Raw genomic sequence first — 18,006 nt, 5'->3', positions numbered from 1 at the left:
ACGGACGCCCGAGCGGCTTATCGGGCTGTCGTACGAAGCCTCATACCAGAGCGGGACGCTCTCCGTACGAGTTTGTCAACTGCCCACCGCACATGATGCCTTGCCGACTACTGTGAGTGTCCGTCGGGCGACGCAGGGCCGCTTTTTTCGGCCCTCTCGACCGACGCCGCGATGGCGCACACCCCGCCGGGGGCGCCATGGGAATCAGACCGGATCAGGGAGCGGGGTCTGGTACGTGCAGCCGCGAGGCGGAGGAGGGAGTCGACGCGATGGGGATCCCCCCAGCTCGACCGCAACCGGGCACCGGGGGAAGCCGGTGACCGACGACCGCGTCGGAGTGCGCTCAACCCGCGGCGAGCGCACCAGGGAACCGGCGGGAGCGCGCACCGGGCCACGGGAACCCGCCCGCGGGCATCCGAGCCCGCCCGGCGACCAGGCTCGACGGACCACCAGCACGAGGACACCGATGGCTCAGCTCCGCGCACCGGCGACACGCGCAGACCGCCGCGAAGGAGGCCGGCACGGAAGGCCGGCCGCCCGGCCCGCACCCGCGCTGCCCGAGACGCACATACGGCCACAGCTGCTGCGGCTCGCCGTGCTGCCGCCCATCGCGGTCGCCCTCAGCGGCTCGGCAGCCGTCCTCTTCACGGTCCGTTCCACCGGCGCACAGCCCGGTCTCACGCTGTGGGGCGTGCTCGCCGGCGCCTTCTCCGTCGCCCTCGCGGGCATCCTCATCGCCGCCGTGGCCGCCGACCGCGCCGCCAAGGCGGTCAGCGACCGCATCGGTGCCCTGCGCCGCACGAGCGCGCGCGGCGAGGCCGATCTGCGGGGCCTCGTCGAGGCGCTGCGCCGCGGCGACGGACCGCCCCAGCGCAAACCGCGCGGCGGTCCCCCCGAGGACGCCGACGACTTCGAACTGCTCGCCGCCGATCTGGCCCGCGCCCACGACGGCGCCGTCACCGCGGTGGTCCACGCGGCCCAACTCTCCAGCCAGGCGGGCAGCGAGCAGAAACTCGAGGTGTTCCTCAACCTCGCCCGACGCCTCCAGTCACTGGTGCACCGCGAGATCTCCATCCTCGACGAGCTGGAGAACGAGATCGAGGACCCCGACCTGCTCAAGGGCCTCTTCCACGTCGACCACCTCGCCACCCGCATCCGGCGGCACGCCGAGAACCTCGCCGTGCTCGGCGGCGCCGTCTCCCGCCGGCAGTGGAGCCACCCCGTCTCCATGACCGAGGTGCTGCGCTCCGCCATCGCCGAGGTCGAGCAGTACTCCCGGGTCAAGCTCGTGCCGCCCATCGACGGAACCCTGCGCGGACACGCCGTCGCCGACGTCATCCACCTGCTCGCCGAACTGGTCGAGAACGCGACGGTGTTCTCCGCGCCGCACACCCAGGTCCTGTTGCGGGCCAACCTCGTCACCTCCGGGCTCGCCGTCGAGGTCGAGGACCGCGGGCTCGGCATGCCCGTCGGCGAGCAGAACAAGATGAACGCCCTGCTCGCCGACCCCGACCAGGTCAACGTGGGCAGCCTGCTGGCGGACGGCCGCATCGGCCTGTTCGTGGTCTCGCAGCTCGCCCGGCGGCACGGCATCAACGTGCGGCTCCAGACCAACATCTACGGGGGCGTACAGGCCGTACTCGTCGTACCGCAGGGGCTGTTGGGCGGGGACCCGGACGCCCCGGGCGCCATGCCGCGGTCACCGGGCGGGACCGGAGCGCCGGACACCGGCCCGGGCGTGCCGGGTCCGCCCGTGCCGCCGCAGAGCGCGACGGACAGGACGGGGATCTCCGTACCGCCGCAGCAGTATCCGTACGCCGGAGCCGGAGCCGGAGCCGGAGCCGGAGCCGGTGTCGGCGCCGACACCGGGCCGCAGCGCGTCGTGCCCTTCGCGCCCCGCCGGCAGCCGGACGCCCCGCGCGCCGCCGCCCCGGCGCCCGACACCGGCGCCGCGGTACCGCTGCCGGTGCGCGGCAACCACCGGGAGCGGCCCAACCCGGCGGAGGCCGTCCCCGGCATCCGCCCCGACGACCGGCACCGCGTCGCCGACCGCACCGCCGCGCCCCCCGCCCCGCGCACCGGCACCGTGCGCGGCACCATGGGCAAGCCCCAACTGCCCCGCCGCCGCGCCCAGGAACACATCGCACCCCAGCTGCGCGACGGCCCGGCGGCACCGCGTCCCGAGACGGACCACCTCGCCGGTCACGACCCGGGTCTCATGGCGGCCTTCCAGCGCGGCATCGGCCTCGCCGAGGCGCAGCAGCACCTGGAGGCCGAGCACCTGGGGGCGCCCCACCCGGACGCGGGCCACCTGGAGGCCCCGCACATGGAGGCCGTGCGCTTCGACACGGACCGGACGGGGTCGACGTACCTCGCTGTACCGCACCCCGCCCCGGCGCCCCTGGACCTCACGCACCCGGACACCCCCCACCGGGAAGCGTCGCCCCAGGACGTCCCCGCCATGGACCCGGGCCGGATAGCCGAGGTGCGCGGCGCGCACGACGGCGGGTCCGCGGCCCGCCCCGACCACACCCCCACCCGGCACGACGGGAGCGCAACAGCCGGATGACCACCCCCGTTTCCACCCCACCCCCCAGCGCTCCCGCAGACCTTCGTACCTCAAGGAGTCGATCCACCATGGCGAGCGAAGCGCCGACCGGCCATGTATCCGATCTCGACTGGCTGATGAGCGGCCTCGTGCAGCGCGTGCCGCACACCACCAGCGCGGTACTCCTCTCCTGCGACGGCCTCGTGAAGTCGGTCCACGGTCTCGACACCGACAGCGCCGACCACATGGCCGCCCTGGCCTCCGGCCTGTACTCCCTCGGCCGCAGCGCGGGAGTCCGCTTCGGGGACGGCGGAGACGTCCGCCAGGTGGTCGTCGAACTGGACTCGACCCTGCTGTTCGTGACCACCGCGGGCTCCGGCACCTGTCTCGCGGTGCTCGCAGGGCGCGAGGCCGACGCCGCCGTCCTCGGCTACGAGATGGCGATGCTGGTCAAGAGCGTGCGCCCCTATCTGGTGACCGCACCCCGGCAGCACGCAGGCGAACCGACGGCGATGAGGCCTTGAGCGTGGCGGCGGCCGGTGACGGGCCCTGGCTCGACGACGCGGCCGGACGCCTGGTGCGCCCCTTCACGGTCAGCAACGGCCGCACCAGGCCCTCCATCGCGCTCGACCTGCTGTCGCAGGTGATGGTCACCGGAGCCACCCCCCTCGGCTATCTCGGCCTCGAACACACCCAGGCACTCGACCTGTGCCGTGCGCCCGTCTCGGTCGCCGAGGTCGCCGCCCATCTGAAGCTGCCGGCGGTCGTCACCAAGGTGCTGCTGTCGGACCTCGTCGACTGCGGGGCGCTCACCACCAAGCCCCCCGAGTTCACCCACAACCCGACTGACCGGGCCCTTCTGGAGGCAGTGCTCGATGGACTACGACGACAGCTCTGACCCCTTCCCCACCGCACTCAAGATCCTGGTGGCGGGAGGGTTCGGAGTAGGCAAGACGACCTTCGTGGGCGCGGTCAGCGAGATCGCGCCGCTCAGCACCGAGGAACTGCTCACCACGGTCAGCGCCGCGACCGACAACCTCGAAGGGGTCGAGAACAAGGTCGAGACGACCGTGGCCATGGACTTCGGCCGCATCACCCTCGATCCGGAACATGTGCTGTACCTGTTCGGCACGCCCGGGCAGGAGCGGTTCTGGTTCATGTGGGACGAACTCTCCGAGGGCGCGCTCGGCGCGGTCATCCTCGCCGACACCCGCAGGCTGGAGGACTGCTTCGCCGCCGTCGACTTCTTCGAACAACGCGGTCTCGGCTTCATCGTCGCGATCAACGAGTTCGACGGCTCCTACCGCTACGACCCCGAGGAGGTCCGCGCCGCCATCGACCTCGCCCCGGAGATCCCCATCGTCCGCTGCGACGCCCGGATCTCCAGCTCCGGCGTCCAGACCCTGCTGACCCTCGTACGGCACCTCATCGCCCACGCTCCGGCACCCGCGCCGAGCCACGGCGCCCACATGTGATCCCCGCACCCGACGCCACGGAGCCGCATATGACCCACACCCACAGCGACGGAACCCGCCGATGAGCTACGACCCGGTGCGCCCCGCCGGTCGTCTGCTGCTCACCCCCGAGGACAAGGAGGCGCCGGCCCGGGCCGCCCGGCTGCACGGGCTGGGTCTGGGCGAGCGCCCGGAACCGGCCCTGGACGCCTTCGCGGACCGGCTCGCCGAGCTGACCGGGGCGCCGTACGCGATGGTCAACTTCATCGACGAGAAGCGGCAGTTCTTCGCCGGCCTGCACACCCCGGACGCCCGGCCGGTGGTGGTGCGCGCCGACGAGACCAAGCCGGAGCTCGGCCGTCATCTGGAGCGCGACCACGGCTTCTGCCCGCATGTGGTCGTCCGCCGCAAGGCCCTGGTCCTCGAGGACGTCTGCGACTACCCGCGGTTCGCCGGCAACCCGGTCGTCGACGAGTTCGGCATCCGCTCCTATCTGGGCGCACCCCTCATCGACGGAACCGGGATGGTCCTCGGCACGGTGTGTGTCGTCGACGTGGAGCCGCGGCCCTGGGGGAGGCCCGGCCTGGAGACCATCAAGTCGTCGGCGGCGGAACTCGTCGCGAGACTGGAGCGGATGGAGGCGGACGGCCTCCCGCTCTGAAGCCCTCGCCGCGCCGTGGGCTAGACCCCGCCCCGCCAGATGTTGTCGAACGCGGAGTTCTCTATCGCCCGTCGCTGGCGTACGCCCTCCAGTTCCATCACCGCGTCCCCGACGGCGGCCAGTACGGCCGTGACCGTGTCGTCGGTCAGGTCCTCGAGGGTTTCCGTCTGCTCGTCCTGGAGCCCGGCGGCAGCGGCCAGCGTGGCGAAGACGGGCTCGGCCGATGCCCGGCGCTCTTCGGCGCGGGTCCGCTCAGGGGAGTCGAGCAGTACGGTGCGCACCGGGACGCGGCGCGCCCGAGTCCGAGTCGTCAGGGCCTCCGACTCCAGGGCGGCGGAGTAGGCCGCGGACAGCCCGTCGCCCCGCCGCCACAGCCAGTTCTCGACCGTCTCGTACGGCTCCTGTCGTACGAACGTCGCGGCGGCCTCGTCCAGCAGGCGGTCTCCGGTCTCCGGCGGCGTCCCGGGGACGATGCGGTCGGAGTCGACGACGAGCGCGCCGGCCTCGAGGAGATCCAGCAGTTCGGCACCCGCGAGCGCGAGCGAGACATCGCCCTGCTCGACCGGGGCGTCGGGCGACGCGGCCAGAGCGAGTACAGCGAGATCACGTGCGGTGTTCATGTGCGGCTCCCCGTCGGTGCGGTGCGTCCCTGCGGATACCAACGGGCATCCCGGGTCCGGTGTTCCCGCCGAGAGCGGCAGGCGTGAAGCGGAGCTGCGGCGCGGGTTAAGAAAACCTCGATGGACCCGGGGCGGTGCCGTACGGCAGATTGCTACGCGATCCCACCCCTCTCCCCGGACGCGGGCTTCTTCGGTATGTCCGCGCACGGGGTCGCACCCACAGGAGCCGTAGCGTTGAAGGCGCTGGTCAAGGAGAAGGCGGAGCCCGGGCTGTGGCTCGCGGACGTCCCGGAGCCCGCCGTCGGACCCGGCGACGTACTGATCAAGGTGCTGCGCACCGGCATCTGCGGTACCGATCTGCACATCCGGTCCTGGGACGGCTGGGCGCAGCAGGCGATCCGTACCCCGCTGGTGCTCGGGCACGAGTTCGTGGGCGAGGTCGTCGGGACCGGGCGGGACGTCGCCGACATCGCCGTCGGCGACCGGGTCAGCGGTGAGGGCCACCTGGTGTGCGGGAAGTGCCGCAACTGTCTCGCCGGGCGCCGCCATCTGTGCCGGGCCACGGTCGGGCTCGGCGTCGGACGGGACGGCGCGTTCGCGGAGTACGTCGCCCTGCCCGCCGCCAACGTCTGGGTGCACCGCGTCCCCGTCGACCTCGACGTCGCCGCGATCTTCGACCCGTTCGGCAACGCCGTGCACACCGCGCTGTCCTTCCCGCTGGTCGGCGAGGACGTCATCATCACGGGCGCCGGTCCGATCGGGCTGATGGCCGCCGCGGTCGCCCGCCACGCGGGTGCCCGCAACGTCGTCGTCACCGACGTCAGCGAGGAGCGGCTGGAGCTGGCCCGCAAGATCGGCGTCAGCCTGGCGCTCAATGTGGCGCGGGGGCGGATCGCCGACGGGCAGCGGGAGTTGGGGCTGCGCGAGGGCTTCGACATCGGCCTGGAGATGTCCGGTCGGCCCGAGGCGCTGCGTGACATGATCGCCAACATGACGCACGGCGGCCGGATCGCCATGCTCGGCCTGCCGTCGCAGGAGTTCCCGGTCGACTGGGCACGGATCGTCACCTCGATGATCACCATCAAGGGCATCTACGGCCGTGAGATGTTCGAGACCTGGTACGCGATGTCGGTGCTCCTGGAGGGCGGTCTCGACCTCGCCCCCGTGATCACCGGCCGGTACGGCTACCGCGACTTCGAGGCGGCCTTCGCCGACGCGGAGAGCGGCCGCGGCGGCAAGGTCATCCTCGACTGGACTGCGTAAGTCACCTGCTTTTCTAGGAGCTTTGAGATGTTCGACTCCGTGCGCGACGACCTGCGCGCCACCCTCGACGAGATCCGCGCCGCCGGTCTGCACAAGCCCGAGCGCGTCATCGGCACCCCGCAGTCCAGGGCCGTCGCCGTCACCGCCGGTGGCCGCCCCGGCGAGGTCCTCAACTTCTGCGCCAACAACTACCTCGGTCTCGCCGACCACCCCGAGGTGGTCGCCGCCGCCCACGAGGCACTCGACCGCTGGGGCTACGGGATGGCGTCCGTGCGTTTCATCTGCGGGACGCAGGAGGTGCACAAGGAGCTGGAGGCACGTCTCTCGGCGTTCCTGGGCCAGGAGGACACGATCCTCTACTCGTCCTGCTTCGACGCCAACGGCGGTGTCTTCGAGACGCTCCTGGGCCCCGAGGACGCGGTGATCTCCGACGCCCTCAACCACGCCTCGATCATCGACGGCATCCGCCTGTCCAAGGCCCGCCGCTTCCGCTACACCAACCGCGACATGGCCGACCTGGAAGCCCGGTTGAAGGACGCGTCCGACGCGCGCCGCCGGCTGATCGTCACCGACGGCGTGTTCTCGATGGACGGCTATGTGGCGCCGCTGCGCGAGATCTGCGACCTCGCCGACCGCTACGACGCCATGGTCATGGTCGACGACTCGCATGCCGTCGGCTTCGTCGGTCCCGGCGGCCGCGGCACTCCCGAGCTGCACGGGGTGATGGACCGCGTGGACATCATCACCGGCACGCTGGGCAAGGCGCTCGGCGGGGCGTCCGGCGGCTATGTGGCGGCCCGTGCGGAGATCGTCGCCCTGCTGCGCCAGCGCTCCCGCCCGTACCTCTTCTCGAACACCCTCGCGCCGGTGATCGCCGCCGCCTCGCTGAAGGTGCTCGACCTGCTGGAGTCGGCGGACGACCTGCGCGTCCGGCTCGCCGAGAACACCGCGCTGTTCCGCCGCCGTATGACCGAGGAAGGCTTCGACATCCTGCCCGGCGACCACGCCATCGCACCCGTGATGATCGGGGACGCGGGCAGGGCGGGACGCCTGGCGGAGCTGCTGCTGGAGCGCGGCGTGTACGTGATCGGCTTCTCGTACCCGGTCGTCCCCCAGGGCCAGGCGCGCATCCGCGTCCAGCTGTCGGCCGCCCACTCCACGGACGACGTCGACCGGGCCGTCGACGCTTTCGTCGCGGCGCGGGCGGAGCTGGAGGGCTGAGCCGGAGCGCACGGGGGCATTTGAGACAATCGATCTCATGATCGAAGCGCGGCGGCTCCACATCCTCCGTGCGGTGGCCGACCACCGCACGGTGACGGCGGCTGCCGCCGCGCTGTACCTCACCCCCTCGGCGGTCTCCCAGCAGCTCACGGCGCTGGAGCAGGAGACCGGGCGCCGCCTGGTCGAGCGCGGTGCGAAGGGCGTACGACTCACCCCGGCCGGCGAGATCCTGCTCGGCCACGCCAACGCCGTCCTCGCCCAGCTGGAGCGGGCGGAGGCCGAGCTGGCCGCGTACGACACGGGGCAGGCCGGCACGGTCACCGTCGCCTCGTTCGCGACCGGGATCGCCCTGGTCGTCGCCCCCGCGGTGGCCCGTCTCGCCGACACCGCGCCCGGCATCCGTATCCGCGTCCAGGACGCCGAGGGCGATGCCAGTCTGCCGATGGTGCTGGACCGCCAGGTCGACGTCGCCGTGGCGGTGGAGTACCGCGGGGCGCCGCCCGCCGACGACCCCCGGCTGTCCCATTTTCCGCTGTACGCCGAGCCCTTCGACGCGGTCGTCCCGGTACGCCATCGGCTGGCCGACGTGAGCGAGGTGCCGCTGGCGGAGCTGGCCAAGGACCCGTGGATCGGCCCCTACCCGGGCAACCCCTGTCATGACGTGGTGGTCCTCGCCTGTGAGAGTGCCGGGTTCCAGCCCCGCCTGGAGCACTCCTCGGACGACTTCCGGGCCGTCGTCGCCCTGGCCTCGGCCGACGCGGGCGTGGCGCTCGTACCGCGGTCCGCGCTGATCGGCATGGATCTGACCGGCGTGGTCGTACGGCCCGTCGACGGCGTCGCGCCCACCCGCCGGGTCTTCGCGGCCGTACGGCGCGGAGCGGAGGAGCACCCGCTGATCCGTCCGGTGCTGGAAGCGCTAGGGGAGGCGTCCCAGCCGTAGGGAACCGGCCACCGGCCGAAAGCAGTCTGGGCTGTCATGCGCGTGACGATGATCCTCCCGGCCCTGACCGAGGCGACCAGCCCGCTGTTCCGGCCCATCAAGTACTCGCTGTTCCCGCCCCTGGGCCTGGCGACCCTGGCCGGCTATCTGGACCCCGACGACGAGATCACCCTCCACGACGAACACGTGGAGCGGATCGATCTCGAGGCCCTCGACACCCCCGACCTCCTGGTCGTCCAGCCGTACATCACCTCGGCCCGACGCAGCTACGAGATAGCCGACCACTTCCGGGCCCGGGGCGTGCATGTCGCCATGGGCGGTCTGCATGTCACCTCGCTCCCCGACGAGGCGGCGGCCCACGCCGACACGATCTTCACCGGTCCCGGTGAGGACACCTGGCCCCTGTTCCTGAAGGACTTCCGCGACGGAGTCCCCGCCCGCCGCTACGACTCGACCCAGCGCACACTGGCCGGACTGCCGCCCATCCGAAGGGACCTGATCAAGCGTCACCTCTACCTCGTCCCCAACTCCATCGTGGTGTCGCGCGGTTGCCCCCACCACTGCGACTTCTGCTACAAGGACGCCTTCTTCGAGGGCGGCAAGTCCTTCTACACCCAGACCGTCGACGATGCCCTCGCGGAGATCGACCGGCTGCCCGGCCGCCATCTCTACTTCCTCGACGACCACCTGCTGGGCAACCGGCGCTTCGCGGAAGCCCTGTTCGACGGCATGAAGGGGATGGGGCGGCTGTGGCAGGCGGCGGGCACGGTCAACTCGGTACTGAAGCCCGACCTGTTGGAGAAGGCCGTGGAGGCGGGGCTGCGCAGCCTGTTCGTCGGCTTCGAGACCGTCAACGACGCCAACCTCGCCGAGCGCCGCAAGAACCAGAACATCGGCGCCGACTACGCGGCCGCGGTGCGGCGCCTGCACGACGCCGGGGTGATGGTCAACGCCAGTTTCGTGTTCGGGCTCGACCAGGACGGCCCGGACGTCTTCGACCGCACCGTCGCGTGGGCGGTCGAGCAGGGCATCGAGACGGCGACCTTCCACATCATGACGCCCTATCCGTCGACGGGGCTGTGGAAGCAGATGGAGTCCGAGGACCGGATCGTGCACCGCGACTGGGACCTGTACGACACCCGGCATGTCGTCTACCGGCCCAAGGGGATGACGCCACGCCAGCTGGAGGACGGCTACTGGCGCGCGTACCGCGACTTCTATCGCTGGTCCAACATCTGGCGCGGTTCGGCGGCCCAGCCGGGCCGTCCTGAGCGGCTGCGGCACCTCGCCTACTCGGGCGGCTGGAAGAAGTTCGAGCCCGCGTGGGACCTGCTGATCCGCTCGCAGCGGGTGGTGCGGGCGATGCCGGCACTGGAGCGGACGCTGGCGGCGTTCGGCGGACGGGAGTGAGAGGGGTCACGATGACCGTCGTCCCGTATTCGGGATAGCATCCCGGATATGAAGCAGGATGTCGTCGTCGAGACCGGGCCCGACCCCGTCGACGCCCGGCTCGGCGCCCGCCTCGCCGAGCTGCGGGCCGAACGCGGCTGGTCGCTGGGGGAGTTGGCGGAGCGCAGCGGAGTGAGCAGGTCGACCCTGTCGCGGGCCGAGCGGGCGGAGATCAGCCCCACCGCCCAGCTGCTGAACCGGTTGTGCGGGGTGTACGGGCGGACCATGTCCCAGCTGCTCAGCGAGGTCGAGGCCGAGCCCGCGCTGCTGGTGCGGGCCGCCGAGCAGTTGGTGTGGGAGGACCGGGCCTCCGGGTTCCTGCGGCGGTCCGTGTCCCCGCCGCACACCGGGCTGCGCGGCGAACTCGTCGAGGGGCGGCTCGCCGCGGGCGCCGACATCGCCTACGACCGGCCGCCCGTCCCCGGCCTCGAACAGCACATCTGGGTCCTGGAAGGGGCGCTCGACGTGACCGCTCAGGACGTCGAGCACCACCTCGACACCGGCGACTGCCTTCGGCTGCGGGTGTGGGGGCCGACGCGGTTCCGGTGCGCCGGGCCCGAGCCGGTGCGCTACGCCTTGGCGGTGGTGCTGCCGTGAGCGTGACACGCCTGGACGAGAGTGAGGTCCTGGACCGGCTCGACGCGTTGGCCGGCCTGATGGTCGACACCGTGGACGGGGGCGCCTCGATCGGCTTCCTCGGCCCCCTCGACCACGCCGAGGCCACCGCCTGGTGGAAGGAGCGGGCCGCCGGTGTGGCCGCCGGGTCGCTCGCGATCTGGGCGGCCCACGACGGCGAACAGGTGGTCGGCACGGTCGGCCTGGCCTTCCCCGACAAACCCAACAGCCGTCACCGCGCCGAACTGGTGAAGCTGATGGTGCACCGGGACGCCCGGGGCCGCGGCCTCGGCCGGCGACTGCTGACGACCGCCGAGGAGGCGGCCGCCGCGGCCGGCGTCACCCTCCTCCACCTGGACACCGAGACCGACAGCCCGGCGGAGCACCTCTACACGACGGCCGGCTGGACCCGGGCCGGCGTGATCCCGGACTACGCGGCCGACCCGGCCGGGGTGCTGAGGCCCACCACGCTCTACTTCAAGCAACTGGGAGCAGCCGCTCCCACCAGGTGATTGTCAGTGCGAGCCGCTACGGTGCCTGCCATGCCGGATGCCGAAGACGTACGCCGTATCGCCCTGTCCCTGCCGGACACCTCGGAGAAGATCGCCTGGAGCATGCCCACGTTCCGGGTCGCGGGCAAGATGTTCGCCACGCTGCCCGAGGAGGAGACGTCCCTCGCGGTGCGCTGCCCCAAGGAGGAGCGGAACGAACTGGTGCTGGCCGAGCCGGAGAAGTTCTGGATCGCCGAGCACGAGGCACAGTTCGCCTGGGTGCGGGCCCGGCTCGCCGCGCTGGAGGACGAGGACGAACTGCGGGACATCCTGGCCGACTCCTGGCGCCAGGCCGCCCCGCCCCGACTCATCGACAGCCACCCCGAGTTGGGAAGACCGGCCGCGGACTGAAAATCCCTCGGACGCCGTCGGCCCCCGTGGCATGATCCGGAGCCGTGAGAGCCGGGGCGGACCTGCCGGGGAGGGCGCGAGAGGTGACCGGGACGTCGTCGCACGCCGAGCGCGTTGCCGGTGACCAGGGGAGAAAGCCGGCGAGTCGCACCGTCTGGTCGCGGGACTTCGCCCTGTTCTTCGCCGCGCGGGCGGTCGCCGGACTCGGCGACACCATGCTGCCCGTCGCCCTGGCCGCGGGCCTGCTCCAGCACGGGTACGGGGCGGGCGCGGTCGGCCTCGCCATGGCCGCCACGGCGGCCGCCTTCGCCGGGTTCGTCGTCTTCGGCGGGGTCATCGCGGACCGCTTCGACACCCGCCGGCTGATGATCGGCGCCGACCTGGTGCGCGTGGGCACCCAGGCCCTGGCCGCCACGCTCTTCTTCTCCGGGCATGTGGTGCTCTGGCAGATCTGCGCCATCGGATTCACCAACGGCGTGGCCGGCGCCCTGTTCCAGCCCGGTGTCGCGAGCACGGTGCGCCGCCTCGCCACCGACGTCCAGGGCGCGAACGGCGCGATACGCGTCGCCGAGGCCTGCGCCCAGCTCGCGGGCCCCGCCTTCGCCGGTGTGCTCGTCGGCTTCGCCTCACCCGGCGGCGTCTTCGCGACCCACGCCACCACCTACGCCGTGAGCGCCCTGTGCCTCCTCCTGCTCCGCCTGCCCGCGCGCGCCCCCGACGACGGCCGGCCCCCGCACACCCCCAGCACCTTCGGGGCCGATCTGGTCGAGGGCTGGCGGGAGTTCAGATCCCGCACCTGGCTCTGGGGCGTGATCGCCATCTGGGGCCTCTACATGATCGCCGTCTCGGGCCCGACCGTCCCGCTGGTCGCCACGGAGGTGGTCCAGGAGCACGGCCCACGCGCCTACGGCCTGGTGAACTCCGCCCTCGGCGCCGGCACGGTGATCGGCGGACTGCTCGCCCTGCGACTGCGCCCCCGCCGGATGCTCCGCGCCGGGGCGATCGCCCTGGTCGGCTTCGGAGCCTTCCCGGCGAGCGTCGGCGCCGGCCTCGGTGTACCGGCCATGGCGGCCGGCGCCGCGGTCGCCGGGGTGGGCATGGCGTTCTGGAGCGTGATGTGGTCGACCAGCGTCCAGACCCAGGTCCCGGCCGACGCCCTCAACCGCATCCACGCCTACGACGTGGCGGGCTCCCTCGCCCTGATGCCCGTCGGCCAGGCCCTCGCCGGCCCCTCCGCCGCGGTCCTCGGCGCCGACCACGTGCTCCTCGTCGCCGGTGCGACCAGCCTCGTCGTCTGTGCCGCCCTGCTCTCGGTCCCCGCGATACGTGATCTCGTGCGCGCCGACGCCCGCCCCCGGACCGCCGGCCCCGAATAAACGGGTGCGCGACCACCGACCCGAGTGCGGTATTGTTTCCCTGCACGTTCGGCCGGGCGAAAGCCCAGGTCAGACGGACACCGGGACGTGGCGCAGCTTGGTAGCGCACTTGACTGGGGGTCAAGGGGTCGCAGGTTCAAATCCTGTCGTCCCGACGGTGTGAAGGGTCTTCACAGGCGAGAGCCTGTGGGGGCCCTTTGCCGTTGCGTCGCTTGATCGCGTTGTCAGTGCCTCCTGTCATCATCCCGCCATGCTCTACGACACCTTGGCGGCCGAGGCCCGCAGGAACGACCCGTTCGACGACGTGCGGGCGGGCGCGCTCGCCCGTGCGCGGTGGCTCGTCGATCTTCTGGAACGTCAGCGAGCCGAGTTCGGGGCGGGTCTGCACGGTCCGTACACGCCCGAGCAGCCCGACACGCGGTACGCGGGGATACAAGCCGAGATCGACGCGGGCCTCGCCGCCTGCGGGGACGAGGAGGGCCGGGCCGCGGTCCTGAGCCTGCTGCTGGCCGCGAGCTTCGGCGACACACTGTGGGAGTACGACTCCGAGATCGGTGCCCTGGTCGGGCGGGTGCGCGGGTGGACGCCCGCCGAGGTCGCGGTGATGCTGCTGCGCTCCGCCGAGTACGACATGGGCTTCTGGTTCGCCAACGCGCTCGGGTCCGCCCTGACCGCCGCAGAGGGTCTGGACGACGAGGGCCTCCGTACGATCGCGCCCTGGCTGCGGTGGGCGCACACGGAGCTCCTGGACACGGAGATCGGATCGGGAGCCTCCTCCCTCGCCCGTCGGCTCCGCGCCCTGCTGGCGCTCGTGGACGGTGCGGAGATCCCCGAGGGGCTCCTCCCCGAGCAGGCGCCGTGGGCCGCTCCGCTCCGTGCCCGCGCGGCCGCCACCCCGGGGGCCGAACTGTCCGGCCTCATACGGCACTTGGCCGGCCTGACGGCGCCGCGTCCCACACAGCGCTGGCGCCGGACGTGTCTGACGGCCGTCGAAGCGGCATCGGGGAGCGACCTCGTCGCCGAAACGCTGAGGGCCCTGGCCGAGGGCGAACCGCTGTGCAGCAGGGAACACGGGCGGCAGACCGCCTGGGAGTACGGCGACCACCACTACCACTACGTCGTCCACCGGAACGACGGCGACCTCGCGCGCGGCACGGTCTGGGCCGCCGCCCTGACAGACGGCCCGGCCGCGGTGCCGTACCTCGACGCCCTGGCGCTGCGCACCGGCGCCGCCCGGCAGCCCGGCGTGGCCGAGGACCTCAAGCTCGCGGGCGCCGCGATCAACGCGCTGGCCGAGATCGACGACCCGACCGCCCTGGAATCCCTGTGGCGGCTCCGGTCCCGGATCAGGCACCGGGGTCTGCGCAAGCAGCTCGACACCGCACTCACGGCGGCAGGGCATCACCCCGGTGCAACTCGTCGAGCGCAGCGTGCCCGACCACGGCCTGGCAGCGGACGGCTCGCTGGAACGCGAGACGGGCGGCCACCGGGTCCGGGTGGAGATCGAGGACGCGAGGACCGTACGGATCGGCTTCACCGCCCCCGACGGGCGGGCGTCCCGCACGGCGCCCGCCGCGCTGAAGGACGGGTTCCCGGAGGAGCTCAAGGAACTGAGGACCCTGGTCAGAGAGGTGCGCGGCACGCTGGCGGGGGAGCGTGGCCGGATCGAGGCGCTGATGTCGGCGGCGCGGGAATGGCCGTACGACGCATGGTGTCGTCACTACCGCGACCACCCGGTCACCGGTGTGCTCGTGCGTGGCCTGATCTGGGAGTTCCAGGGCGCAGACGGGGAGTGGCACGCCGTGGCGCCGGCCGCTCGGCCGGACGGCCGGCCTGAGCGGGTGCGGCTGTGGCACCCCATCCGGGCGTCGGTGGACGAGATCGGGGCATGGCGGGAGCGGATCGTCGGCGAGCGGCTGCGGCAGCCGTTCAAGCAGGCTTTCCGGGAGCTCTATCTGCTCACTCCGGCCGAGGAGGAGACCGGCGTCCACTCCAACCGGTTCGCCGCCCACATCGTCCACTACCGGCAGCTCTACGCGCTGTTCAAGGAGCGCGGCTGGCAGACCACCTTCCTGGGCCACTACGACGGCGGTCGGGACGGGGAGGCCCGGGCCGAGTTCGCCGACGGCCGGTGGCGGGTCTGCTTCCACCACGAACCCGCGGACGACGGGGGCCACGACGTCGAGCGCGCCGCCACCGACCAGGTGCGCTTCGAACGACGGGACGGCCGGCGCTGGCGCGAGACTCCGCTGGCCGACGTGGAGCCGCTGGTGTTCAGCGAGGCGATGCGCGACGTCGATCTGTTCGTCGGCGTCACCTCGATCGCGGCGGATCCCGAGTGGAGCGACCGGGGCGAGAGCCGTCACGCCGCCTACTGGCGGAGGGCCGGCTTCGGCGACCTGACGGCGAGCGCCGAGGTCCGCCGCGAGGTACTGGAACGGATCCTGCCGCGCCTGAAGATCGCCGAGCGGTGCTCGATCGCCGGCCGCTGGCTGAGCGTGCGCGGCGACCTGCGGACGTACCGGATCCACCTCGGATCGGCGAACATCCTGATGGAGCCCGACGACTCCTATCTGTGCATCGTCCCGGCGCGCCGCAGGGCCGAGGGCAAGGTGTTCCTGCCGTTCGAGGACGACCGGCTGTCGCTGATCCTGAGCAAGGCGCAGCTTCTCGCCGCGGACACGAAGATCAGCGACGAGACGATCCTGCGGCAGATCAACAGGGGCGGCTGAGGACCCTTACTGGCGGGCCTTTCGGCGTCGCACCACCAGCACGGCACCGGTTCCGACGGCGACGGCCGCGGCCGCCGCGCCCGCGAGGGGCAGCGTCGAGGAGGAGCCGGTGCTCGCCAGGTCGCCGTCGAGGGTGGAGGAGCCGCCCGTGGTGGACCCGCCGTTGGACGACGTGGAGCCGCCGCCGTCGGTGGGGTCAGCGCTCGGAGTGGCCGTGGAGCCCCCGCCGCCCGTGGACCCGCCCCCGTCGGCGGAGCCGCCTCCGCCCGTCGATCCGCCGCTGCCGGCGACGTCGAGGAGGATGGCGGCGGTGTCGTTCGCCGTGTTCTCGTCGAACGGCCTGGGCTCACCGGCCAGCTTCACCGAGCCCTTGGCTCCGGACACCTCCTTGTCGATCCGCAGCTTGAAGGTGTAGGTCTCGCCGTCACCCGGGTCGACCCAGGCCTGGCTGGTGCCGCACTCGTAGGTACGGGCCGCGATCTTGTCGCAGAATCCGTGGGCCTTGGTCACGGTCGTCCCGGCGGGCATCTTGACGATGACCTTGGTCGCACCGGTGCCGGACTCCCTGCGCACCCACGCGGGTCCGGCGTTGGTGAACTTCACCTCGAAGGCCAGGGTTTCGCCGACCTTGCCCTTCAACTTCGCACCGCTCACCTGGAAGTCGGCCGTGTTGACCGCGTTCACCGGCACGTCGGCGGCGTCCCAGCCCTCGTGCTCGCCGGAGCCCGGGGCGGCCGGGGTGGCGTCGGGACGCTCGACGAGTTTCACGGCGGGCCCGGTGCCGGGCACCGGCCCCTCGTCGACGCCCTCCGTGGGCGCGGGGTCGTCCGCGGCCACGACGGCGCGGAGTTCATCGGTGTACGCCTTGCCGAGGGCCTTGAACTCCGGTGACTTCTCGGGCGCGTAGACGACCCCGGGCTCCACGGTCTGGTCGAACTCGCAGACCGCGTACGAGTAGCTGGGCGCCTCGTCGAAGGAACCGACCTCGTAGCGCGCGCAGTTGGAGGGCAGCTCGGTGTGGCTCAGCCCCTGGGTGAGCGAGTACGACAGCCAGACCTTGCCGAGCGCCTCGGTGCCCGTGTTCGTGAAGGAGACCGGTATGTCGAAGGCGCTGCCCGGCTTCAGCCCCGTCACGGGCGCGATCTCTCCCAGCACCAGTTCGGGCGCCGGGTCGTCGGCGACGGCGGGCGTGGCGCCCAGTGCCATCAGCGCGACGGCGCCGAGCGCACCGGTGGTCTGTCGGAGCGTACGAGAGCCGGGAACGGCCTGGAACATGCGGGTCCCTTTGCGTGAATCGACGGTGGCTGACGGTCGAACTAGGGGGAACGCGAGTTCCCGGGAGTGAGACGTCAGCGCTCGCCGAATGGTTGTACTCCTCAGGGATCCGTGAGGTCTCGGTTCGCTCGTGTGAAGCGCCCGAGCAGTGCGTCCAGACCGGCCGCCAGCCCCTGCGGCCCCCCGCGCTCCGCGAGCGCGGGCGCCACCTCGCGCAACCGGGGCAGTTCCCGCGGCGGCATGTGGTGCAGGCCCAGCCGGAACCCGGGATCCGTTTCCTCGGGGTTGTCCACCATGGCCTGGAGCTCGACGGACACGTATCCGAGGACCCAGCCGGTGAAGGCGCGGAACACGGCGGCGGACCGGTCCGCGTCGAGTCCGGCCTCCCGGAGCAGTCCGATCACCCGCTCGTGGTGCCGCAGCGTCGCGAGCGGCCGCCGGGCCAGTGGGACCGCCGACATGCGGATGGACAGCAGCGGCACCACCTGGGGGTGGGCCAGGCACACGTCGTAGGTCGCCGTCGCGATCCGGCCGAGCTCGGCACGCCGGGTGGCGGCGGGGGCCTGCGCGGCCAGCCGTTCCTCCAGCTCCACGTGCAGCGCCTCGACCAGCCCGTCGAGCAGGGCGTCCTTGCTCGCCGCGTACCGGTACAGCGCCATCGCCTCGACCCCGAGCTCGGCGCCCGGGCGGCGCATGCTCAGCGCGGAGAGGCCGTCGCGGTCGACGAGTTCCAGGGCGCCGCCGAGGACCCGCTCGCGGCTGAGGCGGCCGTAGCGACCGGGGTCGCTCGCGCGGCGCGCCGGAGCCTCGCCGGGGTCCTCGGCCATGACCCGCCTCCAGGGGACGTATGCAACGTAAACATACGCTCATGGCGTATTGCGGACGTCCTCATGTCCCACGGGCATCCGACGGCCCCGGAATCCATAGCTTGCGGCGCCGGACGGCCGGGC

General features: G+C 72.3%; 17 protein-coding genes and 1 tRNA gene. 15 read left to right on the top strand and 3 right to left on the bottom strand.

The window, feature by feature from the left end; translation table 11 throughout:
- The first annotated feature begins 466 nt into the window (after nt 1-466).
- The 5 genes from ACWD3I_RS30180 to ACWD3I_RS30160 all read left to right on the top strand — a co-directional run bounded on the left by ACWD3I_RS30180 (nt 467) and on the right by ACWD3I_RS30160 (nt 4,663).
- Nucleotides 467-2,569, top strand: a complete 2,103-nt coding sequence (locus tag ACWD3I_RS30180) for a sensor histidine kinase (RefSeq protein ID WP_365403017.1) — start codon at nt 467-469, stop codon at nt 2,567-2,569.
- Nucleotides 2,570-2,637: 68 nt separating this feature from the next.
- Nucleotides 2,638-3,072, top strand: a complete 435-nt coding sequence (locus ACWD3I_RS30175) for a roadblock/LC7 domain-containing protein (protein ID WP_046257445.1) — start codon at nt 2,638-2,640, stop codon at nt 3,070-3,072.
- A gap of 2 nt (nt 3,073-3,074) precedes the next feature.
- A complete protein-coding gene (locus ACWD3I_RS30170; protein ID WP_365403014.1) occupies nt 3,075-3,446 on the top strand; it encodes a DUF742 domain-containing protein in 372 nt (123 codons plus the stop codon).
- Nucleotides 3,424-4,023 carry a GTP-binding protein gene (locus tag ACWD3I_RS30165; protein WP_266885475.1) on the top strand — a complete coding sequence of 200 codons (600 nt, stop codon included), beginning with the start codon at nt 3,424-3,426 and terminating at the stop codon, nt 4,021-4,023. The genes ACWD3I_RS30170 and ACWD3I_RS30165 overlap by 23 nt, the downstream gene beginning before the upstream one ends.
- Nucleotides 4,024-4,084: 61 nt before the next feature.
- On the top strand, nt 4,085-4,663 hold the full coding sequence (locus ACWD3I_RS30160) for a GAF domain-containing protein (protein WP_365403010.1): 579 nt from the start codon (nt 4,085-4,087) through the stop codon (nt 4,661-4,663).
- Between the two features lie 20 nt (nt 4,664-4,683).
- Here ACWD3I_RS30160 and ACWD3I_RS30155 read toward each other — a convergent pair whose 3' ends face one another.
- Nucleotides 4,684-5,283 (bottom strand): GPP34 family phosphoprotein, encoded by a 600-nt coding sequence (locus tag ACWD3I_RS30155; RefSeq protein ID WP_365403007.1) that lies wholly within the window; start codon nt 5,281-5,283, stop codon nt 4,684-4,686.
- Between the two features lie 234 nt (nt 5,284-5,517).
- On the opposite strand from ACWD3I_RS30155, the gene tdh reads away from it, so the two are divergent.
- The 10 genes from tdh (at nt 5,518) to ACWD3I_RS30105 (ending at nt 15,781) form a co-directional block, all read left to right on the top strand.
- Entirely contained in the window at nt 5,518-6,546 is a 1,029-nt protein-coding gene (gene tdh, locus ACWD3I_RS30150; protein ID WP_365403023.1) for an L-threonine 3-dehydrogenase, read from the top strand.
- A gap of 27 nt (nt 6,547-6,573) precedes the next feature.
- Nucleotides 6,574-7,767 (top strand): glycine C-acetyltransferase, encoded by a 1,194-nt coding sequence (locus ACWD3I_RS30145; RefSeq protein ID WP_365403004.1) that lies wholly within the window; start codon nt 6,574-6,576, stop codon nt 7,765-7,767.
- Nucleotides 7,768-7,804: 37 nt separating this feature from the next.
- Entirely contained in the window at nt 7,805-8,707 is a 903-nt protein-coding gene (locus ACWD3I_RS30140; RefSeq protein ID WP_365403001.1) for a LysR family transcriptional regulator, read from the top strand.
- A 36-nt stretch (nt 8,708-8,743) separates the two neighbouring features.
- Nucleotides 8,744-10,117 (top strand): B12-binding domain-containing radical SAM protein, encoded by a 1,374-nt coding sequence (locus ACWD3I_RS30135; RefSeq protein ID WP_365402998.1) that lies wholly within the window; start codon nt 8,744-8,746, stop codon nt 10,115-10,117.
- A 48-nt stretch (nt 10,118-10,165) separates the two neighbouring features.
- Nucleotides 10,166-10,753 carry a helix-turn-helix domain-containing protein gene (locus tag ACWD3I_RS30130; protein ID WP_365402996.1) on the top strand — a complete coding sequence of 196 codons (588 nt, stop codon included), beginning with the start codon at nt 10,166-10,168 and terminating at the stop codon, nt 10,751-10,753.
- Complete coding sequence (locus ACWD3I_RS30125) at nt 10,750-11,283, top strand: GNAT family N-acetyltransferase (RefSeq protein ID WP_365402993.1); 534 nt, start codon at nt 10,750-10,752, stop codon at nt 11,281-11,283. Before ACWD3I_RS30130 ends, ACWD3I_RS30125 begins: the two co-directional genes overlap by 4 nt.
- Nucleotides 11,284-11,313: 30 nt before the next feature.
- The gene (locus ACWD3I_RS30120) at nt 11,314-11,673 is read left to right on the top strand and encodes an MmcQ/YjbR family DNA-binding protein (protein WP_365402990.1); all 360 of its coding nucleotides are present in this window, start codon (nt 11,314-11,316) and stop codon (nt 11,671-11,673) included.
- Between the two features lie 83 nt (nt 11,674-11,756).
- A complete protein-coding gene (locus tag ACWD3I_RS30115; RefSeq protein WP_365402987.1) occupies nt 11,757-13,049 on the top strand; it encodes an MFS transporter in 1,293 nt (430 codons plus the stop codon).
- 81 nt (nt 13,050-13,130) lie between these two features.
- Nucleotides 13,131-13,204: transfer RNA gene (locus ACWD3I_RS30110), tRNA-Pro, on the top strand.
- Between the two features lie 1,254 nt (nt 13,205-14,458).
- Nucleotides 14,459-15,781, top strand: coding sequence for a DUF4132 domain-containing protein (locus ACWD3I_RS30105; RefSeq protein ID WP_365402984.1), 1,323 nt, complete (start codon nt 14,459-14,461; stop codon nt 15,779-15,781).
- Between the two features lie 6 nt (nt 15,782-15,787).
- Here the strand turns inward: ACWD3I_RS30105 and ACWD3I_RS30100 are convergent, their stop codons facing one another.
- Nucleotides 15,788-17,056 (bottom strand): LPXTG cell wall anchor domain-containing protein, encoded by a 1,269-nt coding sequence (locus ACWD3I_RS30100; RefSeq protein WP_365402981.1) that lies wholly within the window; start codon nt 17,054-17,056, stop codon nt 15,788-15,790.
- Nucleotides 17,057-17,157: 101 nt separating this feature from the next.
- The gene (locus ACWD3I_RS30095; protein ID WP_365402978.1) at nt 17,158-17,883 is read right to left on the bottom strand and encodes a TetR/AcrR family transcriptional regulator; all 726 of its coding nucleotides are present in this window, start codon (nt 17,881-17,883) and stop codon (nt 17,158-17,160) included.
- Nucleotides 17,884-18,006: the final 123 nt, after the last annotated feature.

Source organism: Streptomyces sp. NPDC002817 (assembly GCF_053592055.1).
Note: the sequence above shows the minus strand (reverse complement) of the source record. Positions and strands in the feature narration are given on the sequence as shown.